The organism is Prevotella sp. HCN-7019 (assembly GCF_037890215.1).
In the GTDB taxonomy this organism is placed as follows: Bacteria; Bacteroidota; Bacteroidia; order Bacteroidales; family Bacteroidaceae; genus Prevotella.
Genome location: NZ_JBBKBO010000002.1, coordinates 218,228 through 236,056, shown reverse-complemented (window position 1 = coordinate 236,056; position 17,829 = coordinate 218,228). Strand labels below are relative to the sequence as shown.

The window sequence follows — 17,829 nt, the reverse complement described above, 5'->3', positions numbered from 1 at the left end:
TCGGACATGTAAAAAACAAGGAAAATATGAGCAATTTCAATATATCGAGAACCATGCGTCTCGTCAGGTGGAGCTTCGTGGAGGAACGTGGTTACGCCATACGCACAACGATAATCATCACCTTGCTGATGACGCTTTTCATGACAATGATGTCTATAGGCAGCGAGCCCATATTCATGGCAAATGCGTCCGATCCCGAAACGCAGCGCGCCATGCTGCTCAAAATGTCGAGAAGTTTCTCCTTCGTGTTCTTTGGTGCCTATTGGTTTGTCATTCTTATGGGCGGAAGCATGATGTTCCGCAACATGCAGACCAGGCAACAGCGTATAGCCTACATGATGCTACCGGCGTCTAACGCAGAGAAGTATGTCTGCCGTGTGGTGCTCGTTGTACTTGGCGGAATACTTATGTCGGCAGTGTCGTTTGTGGTGGCTGACCTGCTTCAGCAGCTTTTCATGCACCTCATATTCGGCCGGTCGCACATGGGTTCCTATGCCGTGACCTTGCTGACAACGCTGTCCGACATTGCCCAGCGTGGCGTCAGAGCGTTCGACGAGCTCGGTCCTACCTTCAGCAACTACGTGTCGCAGTCAGGATTAAGGGACATTTTTGCCGGCACATCCATCAATCCTGGCCTGTTCGTCATATTCTACTACTGTCTGGGCGACCTGTTCGACCTGTCGGTATTCATTTTCATGGGCACGCTCTTCCGCCGTCATGGCTGGTTGTTCGCATGCGTCATCTATTCGCTGATCAGGGCTCTGATCTACCTGATCTTTCCCGAATTCAACGTCTGGTTATCTATGTCGGTAATGCTTGCAGGCATGGTAGCATTTACATGGCTGTCCTTCCGACTGTTCACAAGAATGCAGGTTATCAACAATAAACTCTTGAACATATGACATTCAGCAACGATAAAGCAATATACATACAGATGGCCGACCGTCTGTGCGACGATATTCTCGCAGGCGTTTATGCCGACGACGAGCGCATACCCAGCGTACGCGAGTATGCCGTGAAGCTCGAAGTGAATACCAACACCGCCGTGAAGGCCTACGACTTTCTGGCACGTGACGGTATAATATACAACAAACGCGGACTGGGATATTTCGTCACTGCCGGAGCACGCGACCGCATTATGGAAGCCCGGCGCAAGGACTTCATGGAGAACATCCTGCCCGACATGTTCCGCAACATGCGCCTGCTCGGTGTCGATATAAAGGACGTCGAGGCCGAGTGGCAGCGCTATGGCGAAAGTTTATAATATGTTATTTTTGACGGTCATATTCGGCTGTTATGCGCATATTTGTTACTTTTGCATGTGGTTTTCAGTGTTTAACACGTTAATACAGACATAATTAACATATAAGAAGATGAAGACAAAAACATTATTGGTGTCGTTCTCGATGGTGGCTACGGCCGCTTGCGCCCAGAACCTGTCGTCGGGTATCGACAAAGCCAACATGAATCTTGACGTAAAACCGGGTGCTGATTTCTATGAATACGCTGCCGGAGGATGGCTGAAGACCCATCCCCTCGACGCAGAGCATCCGACAAACGGTGCTTTCGTAGACCTTGAAGAACAGAACCAGAAGCGCATCAAAGGGCTCATAGAGGAATATTCCTCGACAAGTCAGCCCAAAGGCTCGCTCGGACAGAAGATAGGCGACCTCTACAACCTGATGATGGACAGCGTCCGTCTGAACCGTGAGGGAGCCGCACCGCTCAAGCCCGTGCTTGCGAAAGTAGAGGCAATAAAGAACAAGAAGGAATATCAGCTTGTCATGGCTCAGCTCGACTATCATGGCGTGGGCGCCATGATGTTCGGTATAAGCGTGGGAGCCGACCAGCGCAACGCATCGCAGAACATCGTGGGAATATCTCAGGGTGGCATAGGTCTGGGCGAGCGCGACTACTATCTGAACGACGATGAGCAGACCGTTAAGGTGCGCAATGCATACAAGGAATACATCAAGACCTTGTTCCAGCTTGTTGGCGATGACGAGCAGACGGCTCAGAAGAAGAGCGACGTGCTTCTCGCTATCGAGACACGCATAGCAAAGGCAAGCTACGACAACGTGAAGCTGCGCGATGTCAATGCCAACTATCACAAGATGAGTTATGCACAGCTCATAAGCGACTATCCCGAAATAGACTGGGGCAACATCTTCCTGGCACAGGGATTCCCACCGTTCGCTGAGGTGGATCTGGGACAGCCGGAACCGATAAAGGAGGTTGAGAAGATATTGGAGGAAACTTCTCTCGACGACCTCAAGATCTATGCTGAGGCAAAAGTCATCAGCAGCGCGACCAACAGTCTCAGTGATGACTTCCGCGCAGCGTCGTTCAAGTTCAATCAGACCCTCAGCGGCGTTAAGCAGGACCGTCCGCGCTGGAAACGTGCCGTAGGTGTAGTGAGCGGTGTTCTGGGCGAGGCCATAGGCAAACTCTACGTTGAGAAATACTTCCCTGAGAGCAGCAAGCAGCGCATGCTCGACCTCGTTCACAATCTGCAGGCAGCACTTGCCGAGCGCATCGACGAGGCTTCGTGGATGGAACAGGTCACAAAGGAGCAGGCAAAGGATAAGCTGAGCAACTTCATCATCAAGATTGGCTATCCCGATAAATGGCGTGACTACTCCGGACTGGAAATTGATCCGTCGCTATCTCTGTACGACAACCTCACCCGTGTGACCGCATTTCTGACTAAGGATTACATCGACCGCAAGGTGAACAAGCCTGTTGACAAGAGCGAGTGGCACATGACACCGCAGACAGTCAATGCCTACTACAACCCGACTACCAACGAGATATGCTTCCCTGCAGCCATCCTGCAACCGCCGTTCTTCGATCCTGAGGCCGACGACGCTGTGAACTACGGAGCCATCGGCGGCGTGATAGGCCACGAGATGAGCCACGGTTTCGACGACCAGGGATGTCAGTTCGACAAGGAAGGCAACCAGAACAACTGGTGGACAGCTGCCGACAAGGCCAACTACGACAAGCGCACGAAGGTGCTCGAAGACTATTTCGGCAACTACGAGGTGCTTCCCGGCAAGAAGATAAACGGCAAACTGACTCTCGGCGAGAACATCGGCGACAACGGAGGACTGAACATCGCCTTCCGCGCCTTCAGCAATCTGATGAAGACCAAGAAGCTGCCCGTCATCGACGGATTCACTCCCGAGCAGCGCTTCTTCCTCGCATGGGGACGCGTATGGGCTGCCAACACCAGCGACGAGATGACCGACTATCTGCTGAAAGTCGATCCGCACTCACCCAACAAGGCACGCGTGAACGCCGCACTGCCACACATCGACGCATGGTACGACGCCTTCAACGTGAAGAAGAGCGACAAGATGTACGTGCCGAAGTCGAAGCGCGCCCACATCTGGTAATATGATTTCACAGTACAAACCAAACAGTTTATATTATGATTAAAAGATTCATCGCAGCAGCCTTTGTGGCTGTCTTCACAGTGGCGGGCGCAAACGCCCAGCTGCTCTACAAGATATCGGGTAAGGACCTCAAGGCGCCTTCTTACATCATCGGCACACACCACCTGGCCAACGTGGGCTTCGTGGAGAAGATACCGGGCGTGAAGGACGCGCTGACCAACACCGAGCAGGTTTACGGTGAGCTGAAGTGGGAAGTCATGAGCAATCCCGACAGCCTCAAGGTAATGCAGGCCGCAATGGTGCTCCCCGAAGGAAAGACACTCAAGACGGTGCTTTCGGCAGAACAGTACAAGAAGCTCGACGCCGCCATCACACAGATGATGGGTGTCGGACTGAGCAATCCGCAGGTGGCTGCACAGATGGGATCAATGTCGCCGGCAGCCCTCACCACACAGTTGCAGGTGCTCATGTTCATGCAGAAACACATGGGCGAGTTCGACCCGTCAAGCACTTTCGACCAGTACTTCCAGGCACAGGCCAAGAAGAACAACGAACCGACGGGCGGACTGGAGACCATGGCCTTCCAGACAGAACTGCTCTACAAGGGCACGCCTCTGAAGCGTCAGGTGGAGCAACTCATGTGTCTGCTCAACAACCAGGAGTTCAACGAGGAGGTGATGGAGAAGATGACAGACGCCTTCTATGCCCAGGACCTCAACGAACTGAAGGCTGTCATGGATATGAAGATTGGCAACACCTGCGACAGCACACCTGAAGAACTGGCACAGCTCATCGACAACCGCAACGCCGACTGGGCCAAGAAGATGCCCGCCATCATGGCCGACAAACCTACATTCTTTGCCGTAGGCGCAGGCCATCTGCCCGGAGCAAAGGGCGTGCTCCAGCTTCTGAAGGACGCCGGCTATACGGTTGAGGCCGTGAAGTGACGCTTGTTCCACATCTGAATATATTTACAGACCTGCCGCGACGATCTCATGCCGCGGCAGGTCTTTTGTTTTCTGTGTCCACAGCCCGACTCATTCGTCGCGCCTCGTTGCGATGTTTAAAAAAACGGAAAATCCGGTCCGCAAGGTTAAATCTTTCCCCCGAAAATTCCTGAAAAATCGTCTCGCAGCGCACCGCACGCAAAATTGTCAGAAAAATCGCAAAAATCATGATATCCTGCAACATCCTGTTTTTCAACTGTTTACACCGTCCTCTGTTCCGATGTTCCATTCCCGGCCTTGCAAAATGCACCATATCACACCCTGTTTAAGTCCATATCATGCTCTGATTCAGTGCATATCACCCCTTGAAACAGTGCCTGTCGCACCATGAAACGGCCCATTTCGCAGCATCATTTTCTCTCACCGGTCTGTCCGTCTGCCCTAAACGGACATTCCGAAGTGCAAAAAACGTATGGCGCGGAGCTGGATTTAAGAAAACGGAATGTTAAATGCGAGATTGTAGATGTGAACGGATGTTAATGAAAATTTGGAGAAACGAGCGCGGGGCGGGTGGGGGATTATACACCTGTCCGATGCCCGTGATTTTGTATTATTGCACTTTAGCAAATATATTGTACAAAAGGACGACATGCCGGTTGTTTCTTTTCTCAAATTGATGTGCAATGATATATTTTGTTTATTTTTGCAGTACGAAGATTAATGTTCTTAAAAAGAAAAACACAGACAACGGAAAGAAATTTATATGATGAATTAGATAGAAACATAAAAGATTCGTTTTTATCAAGCGGTTTTGCAATATCGGCAATGTGTCTGTTGAGACTTCTGTTTCTGATATCTGTATTTTTAGAAGTTGAATATGTTGCTCAAGCATATAAATAGTTGTATGTTATTTTTAAGTCACACATTCTTCTATTATACAAGAAAAATAAAAGTAATATATTCTATATACTTTAGTTATTTGGAAAGTTATTTCTGTACTTTAAAAGTACATGTTATTGTTATTTATAATTGAACTGTTTTTAGTTATTAAGGATTGTTATGAGAGAATTATCATCAGTAGATAAACAAATAATTGGTCGTATTATAAAAGCATCGGAAAGTTATGATTTGAAAGAACTTCAGGTTGCAAAATTATTACGAGAAGAACTTCGTGTTTTTGCTTTAGAGTGGGACGCATCTTTAAATAAGATATCTATTTATGCACCAAGAATAGAAGATAAACCGGACTTTGAATATATTAATAAAAATTATTTTGATATTTCATATTTTCTTTATTTGATAGAAGCTTTGGAAGAAGAGGGATATATAAAACTTCAATCGATTTTATCAGACTCAAAAGATATTCATCAAAGAAATTTATATGATAGAGAAAATTATAGAAAACAAGGAAATAATTATATAGAAATATCAGGGAAAGGTATTTTATATTATATTGCAGTAGATTATAGTGAATTCAATTTAGATATTGTAAAATTGCTTGACAAATATGCTGATAAAATTATTTTTCCACTTCCAAATCTAAAAGAATACGTAGATAGAGGATATATCACAGAAGATCAGAAGTTTAGAAGAGATGAGATAGAATCATTAGTAAATTCTGTAAATTATGCAAAAAAGGCAGTTTGGATAACTGCAATCAGTGCATTCTTTACTGCAATATCTACTGTAAAATCATGTTTTGATAAAGATGAATTGAATATAAAAAAATCAGATATAGATAGAATCGAAAAAATTATTACTACTCCAAATCGTATTATTATAGATGGAGTTGATTCATTAAATAGCAGAACACTATATATGAAATTGGTAAAAAATGAAAAAATAAAATTCAAGTCTAAGGAAAAATGAATTATGAATCATAATATTCTAATATTTTTATTATCTATAAATGTGTAAAAAACTATTATTTTAATGGATTCTTCTATTATATTTAATGCATATTTATATTTTTATGATATGACGTTTGGAAGTAAAGATGTTATTAAAAAACATAGTATAAATTAATATAAATAAAAGATAAAAGAGACGCATGAAAATTATGAATACGTTTGTTTTATGATTACTTTTGTAATATTGATGTGACCTAAACAGATATGACAGGTATATACGAACAGATAATAAATCAGCTTTTCAGATATAAGCTGGACAGTTATGACAGGAAAATCTATCATATAGGAACGAAGGAGATAGGCAAAGAAGAAGCTATAGCCTATTTGTCTCATTATCTGTATGTGATTATCCAGAAGCTCGTGACAGACCTTGTCGATACTGAGGATGGGGTGGAAAGAAGCATCCGGCTTGTCAATGTAATTATAAAAAAGCTGGGTATGGAATTTCAGATGGAGCATTATGAGGACGACCTGATTGATGCGAGTCATTCCATATTGACCTGCATAATAGACAAGACGGCATGTGACTATCCGGACCTTCAGAAATACATCAAACAGATAACTCCTATCACAACACTCACGCAAAGTTCGCTTTTCACGGGTTCAAACTATTCGGTAAATATGATGAGCGAACTTAAGAAGGAAATTCTGTCGTCCAGCGAAGTGAGGATCCTCGTCTCGTTTATCCGTCAAAGCGGAGTGAATCTGCTGTTGCCTGAACTGAGAAAGCTCACTGAAACGGGTCGGAAACTGAAGATAATCACTTCTACTTATATGGCAGCCACCGAGTACAGAGCCATAAGGACTCTTGCGGAGTTGCCGAATACGGAAATAAAGATATCTTACAGCGGTGATGTTGACCGCCTTCATGCAAAGGCGTATATATTTTTGCGCGATACAAAATTTCACACGGCATATATCGGTTCGTCGAATATCTCGAAAGCAGCATTGACCGACGGACTTGAATGGAATATCAAGGTGACGCAGGTGGAGCTTCCGCACATAATGTCGATGGTGAACAATACGTTTGAGACTTATTGGGAAAACTCAGCCTTTGAGACATTCTGTCCGGGACGTGACGACGAGAAACTGAAAACGGCATTGGGGATGTCGGAGAATCAGGGTGAGGGAATAGACTATTCGGTGCTCGACCTGATGCAGGCAAAAGAATATCAGAACGATGTCTTGGACAAGCTGGAGAAGGAGAGAATGTATAACAACAACTGGAGCAATCTGGTTGTGGCTGCTACCGGAACAGGTAAAACCGTGATAGCGGCGTTCGACTATAAGCGGTTCAGGGAGAAGAACAAGCGTGCAAACTTCCTGTTTGTGGTGCATAGGGAGGAAATCATCCGACAGGCGTGTGCTACTTTCAGGACTGTTCTGAACGATCCTAACTTTGGCGATATGTGGTATGGCGGGCATGAGGCTGCGTCTTACAGTCATCTGTTCGCATCGAAAGATTTGTTGAACAATCGCATAGACCAGTTGTCGCTTCCCGAAGATTACTACGACTATATTGTGTTTGATGAGGCTCATCATATTGTGGCTGACAGTTATCAGAAGATTCTACGGAAATTCAAGCCAAAGGTTCTTCTTGGACTTACGGCCACTCCTGAACGAATGGACGCAAGGGATATCACTGTGTATTTCGGCCGACATATATCGGCGGAAATACGTCTCGATACAGCGTTGAACAACAGATTGCTGTCGCCATTCCATTATTATGGCATTACCGATGCGGTGGATTTGTCGGAAGTGCGTTGGGAACGTGGACATTATGTTCCGGCAGAACTGTCAAAGGTATATACGGCGAACGATCAGCGCACTGGTGTTATCTTCAGAAAGATAGAAGAATATCTGCCTAATTATCGCGACGTGCGCGCTCTGTGTTTCTGCGTTGACCGTGAGCATGCCAAGTACATGAACGCTAAGTTTACGCTTGCCGGATTGAAGTCGGATTATCTTGTTACGGATAACGCGCAGGACAGACATGTCAAGGTGAAGAGCCTTGTGCAGAAGAAAATCAATTATCTTTTTGTAGTCGATATGTTTAATGAAGGTGTCGATATACCGGAGATAGACACAATTTTGTTTCTTCGTCCTACAGAAAGTTTGACTATATTCCTGCAACAGTTCGGTCGTGGACTGCGTAAAGTCAAGGGTAAGACACATCTTACTGTGCTTGATTTTGTAGGCCACTCCAGGGCTGAGTTTAATTATGCCGACCGTTTCAGGGCGTTGACCGGCCGCACGTCGATGAGTATCAGGGAAGAAGTGGAACGTGATTTTCCTCATCTTCCGTTGAACTGTCACATACAGTTGGAGGAGAAAGCCAAGGCTTATGTTCTGGAAAATATAAAAGGATATATCAATGGTTTCCGTAAGAATCGCATAATAAGTACGATACAGCATTTTTCGAAAGACTATAGCGAGCCATTGTCTTTGTCTTCTTTTCTCCGCCTGACGCATGTTCCCATAGAGAAACTGTATAATGGTACGACGTGGAATGAGTTGCTTTACCTTGCCGGAGTGGAAAAATCAATGTCCGGGATGAACGTGGAGCTGTCACGTGCGGTGAATAAGAAATGGCTGTCAACGGATTCTCATTCCTATTTTTCGTTCATACACAGGCTTGCATCCTGTAAGTTCCGCATACGCGAATCTATGCTTACGGATAAGGAAAAGAAAATGGCGCTGATGCTGTATTATGATTTGTATGATGTAGCCGGTGTGTATGGCAGTCTGCAAGATATGTTTGACAGACTGTCGGAGGATAGAATGTTTGTAGATGAAGTGTGTGAGGTCACTGCATATCTGATGGATCATTGCGATGCGCTTGAGAAGGATGACAATTCCTCATTAAGCGCTGTACTACCATTGAAACTGCACGGAGTATATACAAAATCGCAGATACAAGTGGCAATAGGCACCTCAACCATAACAAAGAAATCATCAAACCGAGAAGGATGTGAGCGCAATGTGTTGAACGGTAGACCGCTGGAAGCAATGTTCGTGGACATCATAAAAGACCGCGAAATCGGTTCAAACACCAATTATAACGACTTTGCACAAAGCAGCGGAAAATTCCATTGGGAGACGCAAAACAAGGTGAGTCCGGAATCTCCTACAGGTAAGAAATACATAAGACAGACACAAACGATGCTCCTCTTTGTCCGTAAACAGGCTAGGGCTGCTGATAATCCTGCCAGAACAATGGGATATGTGTATCTGGGAGAAGTGAAGTTGGAAAGTTATAGTGGCAGCCGGCCAATGCAGATAGTCTGGCGGTTGAAAGACCCAATGCCTGGAGAGGTTTATGAATATGCAGTGAAGTATGTAGTGTAAAGGTTTGTTCCGGGTAAAATATTTTTAAGACATTATTTTCATCATCAAAAAACTGCTGTAACAACAACGTGTTGCAGCAGTTTCTACGCGTATGAGAAAATTACTTTTATGTAGTTATTATATTAAAAAAGAGAGATGACTGTATGTGTATGGGCGTGTATGTCTGTTGTTATCTGGCTTTGCTGTGCACATGTTTCCATATCTGTGACAGGCGGAGCATCTGACTGGCTCTTGCGCCCAGGTGGTATCTGTAGTCGGATAGCAGTATGGCGATCAGAATGATTATGGCGATGATAACGGCCCATCCATATACCTCTTTTATACTTACCATCAGTACTTGCCGTTGGAATTCGCTGTATAGTGTCTGGAATGAGCCGGCATAGTGGTACATTGGGTCGATGTAACTGCCGAGGTCGGCTGTGTTTGCCTGTCTGACGTTGTTGAATATACGTGTCATGATGGCTGAGCTGAGCGGACCGCCGAAGCTTGTTCGTATGAAACCAATGACGCACATGGCTTCGAAGTAATATTCGAACGTGACGCAGCCGGCGAGGGCGTAGGTGAGCGAAGTGTACACAATGCTCACACCGGCACCCTTGAGAAGCATCGGCAGATAGAACATGTATTTCTCGGCGGAGGCGTCGATGAGAAAATAGAGCATGACCTGATAGAGCAGGAAGGATACAAAGCCGGTGAGAACGATGTCCTTGATGCGCCATTTCCATCTGGTGAGGGCAAGGAAGAATATGCCCGTACCGACAGCAATGCCGGCGGTAATGCCCCAGTTGAGGTCGGCGTTGTGGCGGGCGTCGTAGCCGAGGATGGAACTTGTGAAGATGTTCTGTGTCGATGTGACTGTGGCCGACATAAGGGTCATGCATCCGAAGAGAAGGAAGATGTAGAGCATGTTGTGCTGCGAGAAGGTCTTTATGTTGATGTAGGGATGCCTTATGGTGGCGGCACGCTGCAGACACATGGCGAGCAGTATGACGGCAAAGACGATGGCGGTGCGTATCTGTTCGCCGTCGAGCCAGTCGTAGTGTTCGCCGTAAACGCAGATGAAGATGATGCAGAACAGCCAGAGCGTCCAGAGTATGCCGCCGAGATAGTCGATGCCTTTGAAGGGAATGTACGGACCCTGGCGGAAGTTGTGGCGCATGCAGAAATATACAAGGCCGAATATGAGGATGAACGCTCCTATGGTGATGCGGTGCATTGCCTGCCAGTCGAAGGCGTATATGCTGTAGCCGGTGGCTATGTTGACGAGTTGCACGCTACCGAGAACAAACGTGAAGAGGAACGGGAAAAACACTGCAAAATCTCTTTTGGGTGTTATCTTGAGCTGAATGTTGCTCCAGCATACGAATGTTCCGACAATCTTGAAGAAGCCGCTGGCAAAGGAGAGTAGCACGACGAGTGGCAGGAAGTCGCACACCATGCAGATGTAGTCGCACACGATGAACAGGCCTGCCGAGAACAGGAGCAGTTCGCGTGTGGGGAAGCGGAACAGGATTCTGAAAAGCAACGGGAATGCCATTGTAAGGCCGGTCATTGATGCGTATCCGGCCATCATGACATCTTCGTTTATCCACGCCCACGTTCCGGTCATCTCGGCGACGGCTGACATATACACGCCGCCTGAGAACATGTAGACGACAATGATGAGAATGATAAGCGGAAAGCGCAGTGGCTGGGGGACGAAATCCTTCCATACCATTATGCGTCTTGCGGCTGCTACTTCTTCGGGTGATGGTGTTGCTGGCATAGGCTTCAGTATTTTATCTCGCACTCCACGTTCATTCCTGAACGCAGGCGGTTGATGTCCTTCTTGTTGTTCTTATCCGTGAATATTATTTTTACAGGTACGCGCTGTTCTATCTTCACGAAGTTTCCGGCGGAGTTGTCCTGTGGTATGACGGAGTATTGTGCTCCGGTGGCATGGGACAGTTTGTCCACCCTGCCGTGGTATTCAACTCCCGGCACAGCATCCACCGTTATGCTGACGGGCATTCCTTCGCGTATGTTGGCGGTCTGTGTCTCCTTGTAGTTGGCCATTATCCACACGTTGTCGTATTCGACAAGCGAGAGCAGAGTCTGTCCGGGCTGTATGAACTGTCCTTCCTGCAGTGCTTTTCTTGAGGTCACGCCGTCGCACGGAGCAACAATGACTGTATATGAGAGATTGAGCTCGGCAAGATTCTTTGCGGCTTTGGCTACGTCGATGTTTGTCTGGTTCTGCTCGAGACGCTGTGTCTGTTCGTCTTTTACAAGAGAGGTGCTGCGTTTCTGTCTTACGAGCATGTCGTACTTGGCTTTTGTGGCTTCATAGTCGGCCTTGGCATTGTCGTACTGTTGACGGGTCACTGCTTTCTGTGTGTACAGCTGACTGTAGCGGTGAAAGTCGGTCTCGGCCTGTTTCATTCGTATCGCCAGTTCTTCTATGTTGGCGTCGGACACGCTGAGGTTGTTGGCCGTTGTGGATATGACGGTCTGCATGGCAGTGTTCTCCATAAGGGCTTTCTGGTAGCCGGCCTTGGCTTGCTCTACTTTCAGTTTGTATTCTGAATTTTCTATGATTACGAGTGTGTCGCCTTTGTGTACGTACTGGAAGTCGTCGAAGCAGACTTTCTGTATGAATCCCTGCACTCTGGAGTTTATTGGGATGATGTTACGTCTTATCTGTGCGTTGTCGGTATATTCCACACTGCCGAAGTGCAGGAACTTGGAGCAGACCCAGAGAAGACCGCTCAGAATGATTGCGATGACGATAATGTTGCGCAATATCTTTTTGTTTTTCTTGTTCATATCTGTATCAGTTGTTTGTCGTATTCAGATTTCCTGTTGTGTATATAAGTTTATAATAGTTGTATATAATGTTTATGCGTGCGTTGACGTATTGCACTTCGGCAGACAGCCTGAGGTTGTCTGCATCGACAAGGTCGGTTACGAGCACAAGGTCATTGGCGTAGCGGTTGGCTATGACATCGTAGTTTTCGCATGCAAGTTGCAGGCTTTTCTCTTGTGTCTTGAGCAGTTCGAAGGAATCGAGATAGCGTATGTAGGCCGACCTGACGTTGAGTGTTACGTTCTCCTGTGAGGTGGTAAGGGCCGATTGTGACTGTGCTATGGAACTTTTCAGACGTGATATTTTTTTTGGTGTCTTGTACAGATTCCCCAGATTGTATTTCAGGCCCACGCCTACATACCATACGTTTATGTTGTTGTCGATGACAGGAATTTCGTATGTTATCGGGCCGTTGAGGTTGTCACCTGCAATGATGCTTATCTGTGGCATGTATCCGGCTGTTGTTACTTTCTTCTGTCTGTCGAGCATGTCGAGGGTAAGTCTGTTCTTGTTGAGGAGCGGTGAACTGTTGAAAGCCATGTTCTGGAATACGCTTTCATTTGGTTTCGGCATCTTGTCTGAAAGTAGAGTTGTATCTGGATATATTTCCGTATCGGTCGGAAGATTGAGCATGGTCACAAGTTTGTTGTTGTATATTTCGATTGAACTGAGAAGTTCGGTACGTTTATATTGCAGGTTCTGGTATTGCACCTCATAACGTGTTATATCGTTGTTCAGAGCCACACCGGCCTTCTCTCTTGCATGCATGTCTTTTATCACTTGCTTGGTTTGTTCCATGTTTCTGTCGTATACGGTCAGGAGATTTCTGTACTTGTATAAGTCGAGATAATATCCGGTTAGGAGAAAGTAAACGTCCTGACGGTGTTCGGTAAGGTCCCATTCTGCTATTTTCTTCTTTATTTCGAGTGCTTTGATGTTGTTATGTATCGCTCCACCGGCAAAAACCACCTGCGATGCTTCCAGAGAGAAGCTGTTGCCGAAATGTGGCGACGTGTAAGTCTGACCATTGGAGAAGTCACGGTCGGACACCCATGCGTTACCGTTGTATGTGGCAGATGCCGAAAACTCGATGTTGGGGAGTAGGGCCGTCTTTGCGACAGATATGTCTTTGTCGGCTCCTGTTACTGCCGATTCATAGATTTTGATGCTTTTGCTTTGTGAGTCAGCAAGCGTAAAAAGTTCGTTCAGAGTCATTGTGCGGTCTGACGACTGAGCTGATGCGGATATGGCACAAAGCAGAAGACAGTACACAAAAATACTTCTTGTGATATGTTTCATATATTATAATTAGTTTGATACATAGATAGTTTACAATAGCAACTATTGTTTTAAAAAAAGGATCATAAAGAGTTGGTCCTTTTTGAAATGAGGTCAATCACCTCGAAGAATGTATTCACTTTCTCTTCCGGGATTCCTTCCAGAAGTTCGTATGAAAGTTTCTTTTCTATATCATGATATTGAGCCACAACATTGTTGCCTTTGTCTGTGATGCTCAGAAGGTTTTCACGGCGGTCTTCTGGATTTACCGTGCGTTTTACCAGTTCCTTGTTTTCCAGCGAGTCTATCATTCTCATCACTACAGATTTGTTCTTGCCTGTTGCGATTGCGATGTTCTGTAGTATTTGATCGGTCTTCGCTTTTATCATGGTGAGGAGTATGAATTCCTCAACTGTCATTTTGATGTCAGCTTCAGAAGCATATCTCTGCTTCATGAGTCTGTGAAGTTTATTGCGCAGTTTGCCGACGGTAGTTCCTAAAAGTTCTTTTGTCATGTCGATTAAATTTTCCGCAAAGATAATATTATATTTTGAAATAGTTGCTAATGCATACTATTTTATTATGTTAAATAATGGTTTTCTATAATAGAATGGGATATTATATAGTAATTCACAGACATACTGTACTGCATATTATGAACCTGATAATAGAGCGCAGAAATATCGTTTGTGTATGATGAAAGAAATGTATACTTTCAATTAAAGTCAGATGTCTGTTTTTATTGATGTGTGCGAAATAACATGAAATATAAAAGAAATGGAGGAATGTGACATGTTTCTTTTGTTTAATGATTATCTTTGTATATCTCTACCTAGACAATGAATGAAATCATGCATCTAATTTGTTGACAGACTTTCTTTATGGATATGTGTGGAAAATATGATTACAAATATTAATCATTATAGTATGATGATATATGTTTCATAGACTGCGATATAAATGAGTGTGTGATGAATTCCGGTGTGGAGATATATAATATTAATTGTATAATACGTGTTATCATTATGAGATTTCTTTTTTCTTGCATTTTGTCTTTGATGTTTCTTTGTGCTTATCCTTCTCAGATGACATTGGGAGAGGGAAACAGACCTTGTTTCGGAATAAACGGAAAAAATCTTGTGTATGCTCCGCAATAAGGTTTATGGTCGGTTGCTACAGGTTGGGCGAACGACTGGCCATGTTCGTGGAAACACGCAAATCCTCAGTCTGTAACTGAAAGTGGTGATTGGAAAATTCTTTCGGGTGAAATGGTTTTTCCGGAAGGTAAACTGCTTTTGCGCGACAGTTACAGGACACTTGACAATGGATTGATACAATGTAAGAGACGTTATGAATGGCAGGGTAAGGAGACTTTGTATCATGTTACGTTGGCAATCCGTCTGCAGGTATGCGGTCATGAGTTGTATCCTTTCCTGCCTGGCATATTGTATTACGGCAACCAGATGGGTGCTCGGATCAATCCTGATATCATACCGGTATATGATGTGAAGAAAGAGAATGAGTTTGCCGTATTCGAAGAACACCGTTATCCAATGCCGTTCGCCATGTTGGAGGATACGGAGAACATGTGTGGAATAGCGTTGCATTCTACTCCAAGTCCGGTCCGTGGTGCGGTATTGCAGGACCAGTGGTGGTCTTTAGGAGTAGAAAACATAAACAAGGACACGACAGAACTTGTAATGTATTCGGGCCCGATAGGATATAACAGACTGCATGGCGTTGCGAAAGCCCGTCAGTTTCAACCGATGAAATATACTGATACGTATTTGAATCTGGAACCGGGACGCATTATTGAAAAGGAGTTTTTCATCGATATGTATGGCATTTCGGAGCATGGAACAGCCTTCCAGCATCCTATTTACACCTCATTGGATTTGCACAGACCTTACAATGCAGATCTCTTTCCTACGATGAAATCCATAATCAAGGACAAGTATGAATTTGCCAAGAAACGTTGGATAGAGAATGAGCATGCATGTGGTTTCGACATGTATGAGAAGAATTATTCTGAAGACATTGTGATGGGATGGGCCGGACAGTCTGACGCGCCGGGCTACGCATTGCAGGTGCTCGAACCGATACTTGACGATCCGGACGTAAAGTCTATGGTACAGCGTTCCATGGATTTTCTATCGTCAACACATATAGACTCAGTGACAGGCATTTTTCCAGTAGGTTACAGTTTCAAGGAAAACAAGTATTATGGTGGCGATCATGTATCGTGTGGTCAGGCCATGTACTGTTTTGCCAAGGCGATAGGGCAGGCACAGAAAAATCATGACTATAAGTATAAGAAGTGGAAAGAATTTCTGCGCAAGGCATGTGATGCTCAGACAAGAAGAATCCTGAGTAAGGAATGGGTGTCAAAGTCCACATCTGAGTGTTTTTATATTGCACCTCTGGCACTGGCATCAAAATTATTCAAGGAGAAATCGTACGCAAAAGCTGCTGAGAAGATAGCGGAGGACTGCTATCAGAAGTATTACGATCTTACAAAGGGATGTTACTGGGGAGGAACCCTCGACGCTACATGTGAGGACAAGGAAGGTGCATGGGCTGCTTTTCAAGGATATCTCTCATTGTATGAACTTACGCGAAAACCTGATTATTTGCAAAGAGCCAAGCATGCGATGGACGTATGTCTTTCTTATGTTGTGGTGTGGCGTATTCCGCTTCCGGCCGGTAGACTGGCCGATTTCAACTTCAAGACAGAAGGTTGGACTGTGGTTTCGCCACAGAATCAGCATCTGGATGTCTACGGTGTGGTGTTTGCCCCGGAAATATTCAAGATGGGAGTTTACTTGAAGGACGAACGTCTTAAGAAGCTTTCAGAAGTCATGTTCCGTTCATGCTACCAGTTGGTGGACGAATATGGCAGTCAGGGCGAACAGGTTACTCATACAAATTTTGCCCAGCATGGTGATATGAGTAATGTATTCAAGCTTCGTGGTGGCTATTCAGAGCGATGGACAGTGTTCTGGATAACAGCCCATTTCCTCACTGGTGCAGCGAAGTTTGCTGAGATGAATGTGAATTTCATGCAGTGAGCTGTTGCTTTCTCAGACTTTACGTCGTTATGTCTGTGGTAATCTGATTTAATAATAAAGGCGTAATTGACTGCCTGCCGCGGTTTTATACAAAAACCGCGGCAGGTAGGTTCATTTTTGATGTGATATCTGTTTTGCGTTACACAGCTTGTCATATTATGCATCCTGATTACTTTTCTGTGCGTATAGTAATTCCATAACTGTTCATTATACCATCTGGATATAAGTATTTAGACATACTGTACCTTGTATTAACACAAAAAAGCGTGCCGAGCATTTTGCCGGCACGCTTTCTATTTTATATCTTATTCTGATTTTATTTTACTTCCTCTAAAACAACTTCAACTGATTATCAGAAGGTTACAAACATCATGGTACAAATATGGTAATTTTATACCGTAAATATTCATATAAACAAAATTGGGAAATATTGATTTGTAAATAGCTGATTATTAGATATTAAGTGGATTATAAACTATTGTATTCTTTGTACTGATAATACAGATTATAACAATCCTGCTGACATCAGTTATCTCCATTGAGAAGTGTGAGGTGTTGTACATAAATCAGCTTGCCCTTCCATTGATTTTGGAAATCATGTATATATTGTTTTCACTGCATTGGTGTTAAATTGAATACTCTTATGGGAATAAAAATAAACGCATCCGATTTGAGCATTGTTGAGAGGCTTGGGAGTTCCGATGTCGCAAAAGTACATCAACTTTTCTATTCCGCCAAACTGCTGTGGATGTTTCTGCAGCAAGGTTTATCGTCATCAGTTTACGCAGGGGGCGGCTAATTCTCGCAACAATCTTATTTAGCAAATAAGAGTTACCATCAAACGGAAAAATAATATTTTACTCTTATACATTACCGACCGGGTAAGTCTTTATAGTAAAAAATAACTCCATGTGCGACCCTATATATTAATCAGTTTAATTTAGTATCTATATATAAAGGAAATAAACCAAACTAAACTGTTTTTAAGTTGCTAGAAAAGCGAAAACAAGATCTTGTCTCATTTATTAGATATAC

12 protein-coding genes are annotated in these 17,829 nt (G+C 44.5%); 7 read left to right on the top strand and 5 right to left on the bottom strand.

Features of this window, described 5'->3' with window-relative positions; translation table 11 throughout:
• Nucleotides 1-26 precede the first annotated feature (26 nt).
• The 4 genes from WKT13_RS04000 (at nucleotide 27) to WKT13_RS03985 (ending at nucleotide 4,345) form a co-directional block, all read left to right on the top strand.
• Nucleotides 27-902, top strand: coding sequence for a hypothetical protein (locus WKT13_RS04000; protein WP_340322928.1), 876 nt, complete (start codon nucleotides 27-29; stop codon nucleotides 900-902).
• Complete coding sequence (locus WKT13_RS03995) at nucleotides 899-1,264, top strand: GntR family transcriptional regulator (RefSeq protein WP_298618795.1); 366 nt, start codon at nucleotides 899-901, stop codon at nucleotides 1,262-1,264. The genes WKT13_RS04000 and WKT13_RS03995 overlap by 4 nt, the downstream gene beginning before the upstream one ends.
• Before the next feature lie 109 nt (nucleotides 1,265-1,373).
• Complete coding sequence (locus tag WKT13_RS03990) at nucleotides 1,374-3,398, top strand: M13 family metallopeptidase (protein WP_340322927.1); 2,025 nt, start codon at nucleotides 1,374-1,376, stop codon at nucleotides 3,396-3,398.
• Between the two features lie 35 nt (nucleotides 3,399-3,433).
• A complete protein-coding gene (locus tag WKT13_RS03985; RefSeq protein WP_298618793.1) occupies nucleotides 3,434-4,345 on the top strand; it encodes a TraB/GumN family protein in 912 nt (303 codons plus the stop codon).
• Nucleotides 4,346-4,391: 46 nt separating this feature from the next.
• Here WKT13_RS03985 and WKT13_RS03980 read toward each other — a convergent pair whose 3' ends face one another.
• The gene (locus tag WKT13_RS03980) at nucleotides 4,392-4,658 is read right to left on the bottom strand and encodes a hypothetical protein (RefSeq protein ID WP_340322926.1); all 267 of its coding nucleotides are present in this window, start codon (nucleotides 4,656-4,658) and stop codon (nucleotides 4,392-4,394) included.
• 746 nt (nucleotides 4,659-5,404) lie between these two features.
• Between WKT13_RS03980 and WKT13_RS03975 the strand changes: the two genes are divergently transcribed.
• On the top strand, nucleotides 5,405-6,214 hold the full coding sequence (locus WKT13_RS03975; protein ID WP_340322925.1) for a hypothetical protein: 810 nt from the start codon (nucleotides 5,405-5,407) through the stop codon (nucleotides 6,212-6,214).
• A gap of 245 nt (nucleotides 6,215-6,459) precedes the next feature.
• Nucleotides 6,460-9,603 carry a DUF3427 domain-containing protein gene (locus WKT13_RS03970; protein ID WP_340322924.1) on the top strand — a complete coding sequence of 1,048 codons (3,144 nt, stop codon included), beginning with the start codon at nucleotides 6,460-6,462 and terminating at the stop codon, nucleotides 9,601-9,603.
• 169 nt (nucleotides 9,604-9,772) lie between these two features.
• Here the strand turns inward: WKT13_RS03970 and WKT13_RS03965 are convergent, their stop codons facing one another.
• The 4 genes from WKT13_RS03965 to WKT13_RS03950 form a co-directional block, all read right to left on the bottom strand.
• Complete coding sequence (locus WKT13_RS03965) at nucleotides 9,773-11,368, bottom strand: hypothetical protein (RefSeq protein WP_340322923.1); 1,596 nt, start codon at nucleotides 11,366-11,368, stop codon at nucleotides 9,773-9,775.
• 5 nt (nucleotides 11,369-11,373) lie between these two features.
• Nucleotides 11,374-12,408 carry an HlyD family secretion protein gene (locus WKT13_RS03960; protein WP_340322922.1) on the bottom strand — a complete coding sequence of 345 codons (1,035 nt, stop codon included), beginning with the start codon at nucleotides 12,406-12,408 and terminating at the stop codon, nucleotides 11,374-11,376.
• 7 nt (nucleotides 12,409-12,415) lie between these two features.
• Nucleotides 12,416-13,747 carry a TolC family protein gene (locus WKT13_RS03955; RefSeq protein WP_340322921.1) on the bottom strand — a complete coding sequence of 444 codons (1,332 nt, stop codon included), beginning with the start codon at nucleotides 13,745-13,747 and terminating at the stop codon, nucleotides 12,416-12,418.
• 62 nt (nucleotides 13,748-13,809) lie between these two features.
• A complete protein-coding gene (locus tag WKT13_RS03950) occupies nucleotides 13,810-14,241 on the bottom strand; it encodes a MarR family winged helix-turn-helix transcriptional regulator (protein WP_298618760.1) in 432 nt (143 codons plus the stop codon).
• A gap of 753 nt (nucleotides 14,242-14,994) precedes the next feature.
• Between WKT13_RS03950 and WKT13_RS03945 the strand changes: the two genes are divergently transcribed.
• The gene (locus WKT13_RS03945; protein ID WP_340322920.1) at nucleotides 14,995-16,794 is read left to right on the top strand and encodes a hypothetical protein; all 1,800 of its coding nucleotides are present in this window, start codon (nucleotides 14,995-14,997) and stop codon (nucleotides 16,792-16,794) included.
• Nucleotides 16,795-17,829: the final 1,035 nt, after the last annotated feature.